5 protein-coding genes are annotated in these 5,347 nt (G+C 71.7%); all 5 read right to left on the bottom strand.

The features are described from left to right. Positions 1 to 888, bottom strand: an 888-nt coding sequence (locus SSBG_RS28200; protein ID WP_234010676.1) for an SIS domain-containing protein, incomplete at its 3' end; no start/stop codon positions are given. Beyond that, the gene (locus SSBG_RS28195) at positions 885 to 2,171 is read right to left on the bottom strand and encodes a Gfo/Idh/MocA family protein (protein WP_008749449.1); all 1,287 of its coding nucleotides are present in this window, start codon (positions 2,169 to 2,171) and stop codon (positions 885 to 887) included. The genes SSBG_RS28200 and SSBG_RS28195, both read right to left, overlap by 4 nt. A gap of 61 nt (positions 2,172 to 2,232) precedes the next feature. Next, a complete protein-coding gene (locus SSBG_RS28190) occupies positions 2,233 to 3,135 on the bottom strand; it encodes a carbohydrate ABC transporter permease (RefSeq protein ID WP_008749448.1) in 903 nt (300 codons plus the stop codon). 5 nt (positions 3,136 to 3,140) lie between these two features. Next, entirely contained in the window at positions 3,141 to 4,028 is an 888-nt protein-coding gene (locus tag SSBG_RS28185) for a carbohydrate ABC transporter permease (RefSeq protein WP_008749447.1), read from the bottom strand. Positions 4,029 to 4,244: 216 nt separating this feature from the next. Further along, positions 4,245 to 5,347: extracellular solute-binding protein (locus tag SSBG_RS28180; RefSeq protein WP_234010674.1), on the bottom strand; the 1,103-nt coding region annotated here is incomplete at its 5' end.

The following is a 5,347-nucleotide window of genomic DNA, read 5'->3' as shown; positions in this document are numbered from 1 at the left end:
CCTCCGGCAGGCGGACCGCGCGCACGCCGGGAGGCGGGGTGAGGGAGCGTTCTCTTTTCCGTGAGCACGCCGGTCGGCTTCTGGGTGAGCTGGCGCGCGAGCGCGGGCCTCCCGGGCGGGCGCCCACCACGATGTGGGCTTGTCTCTCCGCGGAGGGGGAGGTCCCTTGGGCCCGTGCAGGTACGTGCGCGTCCCGTAGGCGGTGGCGGGGACGAGGGGGCCCTCGCGGAAGAGGAGGGCGACGGCCTCGGCGGTGGTGAGCTGCGGGGCCGAGGCGACGACGTCGAGCGAGCCGTCCGCGAGCGGTCCGGCGGCGAAGTCCGCGAGGGTCCCCGCGGCGTCCGCGAGCGTCTCCTCGACGGCCTCGGCGAGGTGGGCCCAGCCGGGGTGCGGATGCCCGCGCGTGAGGTGGTCGGTGAGCATTCCGAGGGCGGCGTAGGTGACGACGAAGCCGACCGTCGAGACGCGGCTGTCGGGGTGGTCCCCCACCGTGTGGGTGAGCGCGGCGGCATCGCGCAGCGGGCTCCCGGCCGCGTTGGTGAGCGCGGCCGTGGGGACCCCGGCGGCGCGGAAGCGGGCGACGAGGTCGGTGGTCTCGCGGCTCCGGCCGCTCTGCGAGAGGGCGAGGACCATGTCCGGGCCGCCCAGGACGCTCGGCTGGTCGGAGCAGTCGGTGCGCGCGGCGTCGACACCGGCCTCGCGCAGCGCGTACAGCGGTGAGGCGAGGGCGGCTCCGCTCGCGCCGATCCCGGCGAGCAGCACGCGCCGCCAGGCGGGCCCCCAGGCGGCGAGCGTGCCGGGGAACGACGCGACGAGCTGGCGCAGGGCGGGCAGCTGGGCGGCGCGGCCCTCGGCGAAGGTGTAGCCGTAGACGGGCTGGGTGCTCACGCGCGTGCCTCCTTCGGGGCGGGCGCGGTGCGCGGGTGCCACGCCTTGCGGGCGACGGCCGGTACGTAGTCGGAGAAGTCCGCGGGGAAGTGGACGACGGTGCCGGTCTCGGCCGCGTAGTAGGCGGCCATGAGGAGTTCGGTGACCGCGACGCCGCTGTCGAGCGATTCGGCGGGCTGGCCGCCGTCGGCGAAGACCCGGGTGATGTGGGTGTTCTCGGCGACGTATCCGTAGGCGGCGGGCTCGTCGGCGATCACGGGCATGAGGCCCTGCTCCGCGTTCTGCTTCTCCAGCAGGTCCTCGCCCTCCTGCTGCTCCAGGTCGCGGGAGAAGAAGACGGTGGCGTCGCCGGAGAGGGAGTTGGCGCTCATCGAGTACTCGGGGCCGAGGAGTTCGAAGGAGAGCCGCATCCCGGCGCCGACGTAGCCCCAGGAGGTCATCGCCTCCACGATGACGGGCTCGCCGTCGCCGTTGACGAAGGTGTAGGTGGCGTTGGCGTAGTCCTCGGAGGGGGTGGTGCGGTAGTCCTGCACCCCGGGGTGGGTCTCGGCCAGGCGGGCGGCGTACCGCTCGCGGCCCCAGCGCAGCGAGGCGATGGTGGCGGTCACCGAGACCGGGGTCAGCCACTCGGAGGGGTCGCGGCCGGGCGGGGTGAGCAGGAAACGGCCGGCTTCCAGGGAGTGGCACATGAGGTCGTTGAGGACGCCGCCGCCCTGCGCCTCGCTGTCCCAGAACCACGCGGAGTGCGGTCCGGAGTGCTCCTCGGTGCAGCGCGCGAGGTAGGGGGTGCCGGAACGGCTGGCGCCGCGCGCCCACATGAGTTCGCGGGTGCGGGTGAGGCGGGGCGCGTAGACCTGGTTCTCCAGGTAGGCGTGGCGCAGTCCGGCCGCCCGGACGAGCCCGGCGACCTCGCGCGCCTCGGCGAGGCTGCGGCCGAGGGGCTTCTCCACCGCGATACCGCGCAGTAGGGCCCGTCCGGCGCGCACCTCCTCGCACACGGCGCGGACCACCTCGACGCGGGTGTGGTTGGGGGTGAGGACCCACACCGCGTCCACGCGCTCGTCCCGTACGAGCGCGGCGATGTCGTCGTAGGCGGTGACGTCGTCGCCGACGCGCAGTTCACCGGCGTAGGAGGCGAGTTCGCGGGCGCGGTCCAGGGAGCGGGACTGGGTGGCGACGATGTCGGAGCCGCGGATGGACTGCCAGGAGCGGACGTGGAAGTGGGCGATGAAGCCGCTGCCGATGATGCCGATGCCGAGCGGCGCTCGGAGTGGTGCGTTCACGGGTGTGTCCTTGGATCGGTGGTGGTGCGCGTGCCGTCCGTGCGGGAGGGGCGGCGCGGGGTCAGCCCTTGACGCCGGTGAGGGTGATGCCCTCGACGAAGGTGCGCTGGGCGAAGAAGAAGACGAGGACCACGGGGAGGGTGGCGAGCGTCGTGACGGCCATGATCACGCCCCAGTCGGTGCTGTGGGCGCCGTGGAAGGAGGCGAGGCCGTAGGCGATGGTCCAGTGGTCGGGGTTCTCCGAGGTGTACAGGAGCGGGCCGTAGTAGTCGTTCCAGCACTGGAAGAACATGAAGATGGAGGCCGCGGCGATGCCCGGCTTGGCCATCGGCACCATGACCCGGGTCAGGACGCCCCACTCGCCGTTGCCGTCCATGCGGGCGGCGTCGAGGTACTCGTTCGGGATGGAGAGGAAGAACTGCCGCAGCAGGAAGATCGAGAAGGCGTTGCCGAAGAGGTGCGGCAGGATGAGCGGCCAGAAGCTGCCGACGGCGCGGAGCTGTGCCCACATGACGTAGACCGGTACCTGGGTGACCTGCGGCGGCAGGAGCATCGCGATGATGACGGCGAAGAAGAGGATGCTCGCGCCCTTGAAGCGGATCTTGGCCAGCACGTACGCCATGGGCACCGAGGAGACCAGCATGAGGATCGTCGAGACGCCCGCGTAGAGCAGGGAGTTGGCGAACCAGCGGCCGAGCGGCGCGGAGCGGAAGGCGGTCAGGTAGTTCGACCACCGGAAGGGGTGCGGCCACAGGGCTCCGGTGAGCGTCTGGTGGCTGCCCATGAAGGAGGTGAGGACGACGAAGACGACGGGGACGAGGAAGACGGCGGCGAGGGCCACGAGCAGGGCGTGCTCGGCGATCCAGCCGAGGGCGCGCTTGGTGCCGCCGGGCCGGGGGGCCGGTGCCGCGGGGCCGGGGGCGGCCGGGGCGGGCGGCGTGGTCGTGAGCGGGGTGGTGGTCATGGGTCTCAGGCCCCCTTCTGGCGGAAGAGGCCGACCCGCCGCAGCAGGATCGCCATGACGGCGGCGGCGACGACGAAGAGGACGACGGCCATGGCGGCGGCGTAACCGAGCTGGAAGCTGCTGAAGCCCTGGACGTACATCCACTGGGTGAAGGTCAGCAGGGAGTCGTTGGGGTAGCCGAGGAGCTGGTCGGCGCCCGCGTCGATGCCGGTCTTGCCGTTGGCGACGCTGGAGGCGACGGCGGCCTCGGTGAAGTACTGGAGGGCGGCGATGACGCCGGTCACGGCGGAGAAGAGGAGGACCGGCGAGATGTTGGGCAGGGTGACGTAGCGGAACTTGTTCGCGGAGCCCGCGCCGTCCAGCTCGGCGGCCTCGTACTGGTCCTTGGGGACGTCGAGGAGGGCGGCGAGGAAGATCACCATGATGTCGCCCATCATCCAGACGCCCAGCAGGAGCAGGGACGGCTTGGAGAGGGAGGGGTCGTTGAACCAGAGCGGCCCCTTGATGCCGAAGGTGCGCAGGAGGGCGTTGACGGGCCCGGCGCCGGGGTTGAAGAGGAAGACGAAGCCGACGACGGAGGCGACGGGCGGGACGAGGGCGGGGATGTAGAAGAGCGTGCGCCACAGTCCCGAGGCGTGCTTGCGGCGGGTGAGCAGGAGCGCGATCCCGAGCGAGCAGGCCATGCGCACGGGGACGAGGATCACCACGAACCACAGCGTGTTGAGGGCGGCCTTGCCGACGCGGGGGTCCTGGGTGAAGAGGTACTCGTAGTTGCGCAGCCCGATCCACTTCGGGGGGCTCGCGAGGTCGTAGTTGGTGAAGGAGTAGAAGACGTTGGCGCACAGCGGGTAGAGGAAGAACACCACGAGGCCGATGAGGGCCGGGCCGGTCATGGACCAGAAGGTGAGCCGGGCACGCAGGGTGCGGCGGCGCTGGGCGCGGCGGTGCGCGGCGTCGGGGGCGGGGCGCGCGGGGGCGGTGCCGGTTCCGCCGGTGCTCGTGGTGGCGGGGCTCTTGGTGCCGGTGCTCGTGGGTGCGGTGCGCGCTCTGCCGGGGCGGGAGGCCCGGCCGGGGGGCCGGTTCAGGGGTATCGGGGAATCACTCATGGGTCACTTCGCTCGTCGCAGGCCGAGTGCGTTGTCGATGTCCTTGTCGACCTTCCGGAGGCCGGGGGCGAGTCCCGCTCCCGAGCCCTGCTGGTAGCCGGTCCAGAAGTCGTCGACGGTCGCGGTGAGGGTGGAGCCGATCTCGGTGACGGGGCTCGTGTCGCTCGCGAGGTCCGCCGAGGCGTCGATGAAGGTGCGGTAGGGGGCGGGCGCGTCCAGGGAGGGGGAGGCGGCGGCGCTCTTGAGGGTCGGGATGTTCTTGATGCCGTTGGCGAGTTTCACGGCGGCGCCTGTGTCGGTGGTGAGGTACTTGACGAGGGTCCAGGCGGCCTCCTTGTGGGAGGAGCGCTTGTTGACGCCGATGTCGGCCGCCGAGACGAAGCCGCCGCCGTAGTGCTGGCCGCTCCCGGCGAGGACCGGGAAGGGGGCGGTGCCGTAGCGCAGCTTCTTCGCCTGTTCGGCGATGAAGGCGACGCGCCACTCGCCGTCGAGGGCCATGGCGATGCGGCCGGTCTGGAAGGCGTTGTCGGCGGACCACTCGTCGCCGAGCCCGGCGGTGAAGGTCTTGAGCTTGGCGTAGCCGATCTTGCGGACAAACTTCTGCTGCCAGGAGATGAGGTCGCGCCACTCGGGGGTGGAGCCCACCGAGGCGTCCCCGTCCTTCATCCACCGGACCCCGGCGGCGTGGCCGAGGGTCGCGGCGGTGTTCTGCTGGAAGCCGACCAGGGGGTTGAAGCCGAGGGTCTTGATCGAGCCGTCCGCCTTGTAGGTGGTGAGCTTGAGCGCCATCCGCTCCAGTTCCTGGAGGGTGCGCGGCGGGGTGGTGTACCCGGCCCGCGCGAGCAGGTCCTTGTTGAAGTAGAGGCCGTAGACGTCGGAGGTGGTGGGCAGGGAGCAGCGGCGTCCGCCGAAGGCGGTGGCCTCGGCGAAGGTGCCCTGGAAGTCGTCGGCGGAGACGCCGTCGCGGCGCATCCAGGGCGCGAGGTCCTCCATCGTCTTGCAGGCGGTGCCGAGGGTGGTGTTGACGTTGGTGATCATGGCGTCCACGTCGCCGCCGGAGGAGACGACCTGGGTGATCTTGGTGTCCTGCTGGCCGCTGTGGACGC

This window comes from Streptomyces sp. SPB074, from assembly GCF_000154905.1.
Taxonomy (GTDB): Bacteria; Actinomycetota; Actinomycetes; order Streptomycetales; family Streptomycetaceae; genus Streptomyces.
The sequence above is the reverse complement of the archived record's forward strand: the minus strand, read 5'-3'. Positions and strand labels throughout refer to the sequence as shown.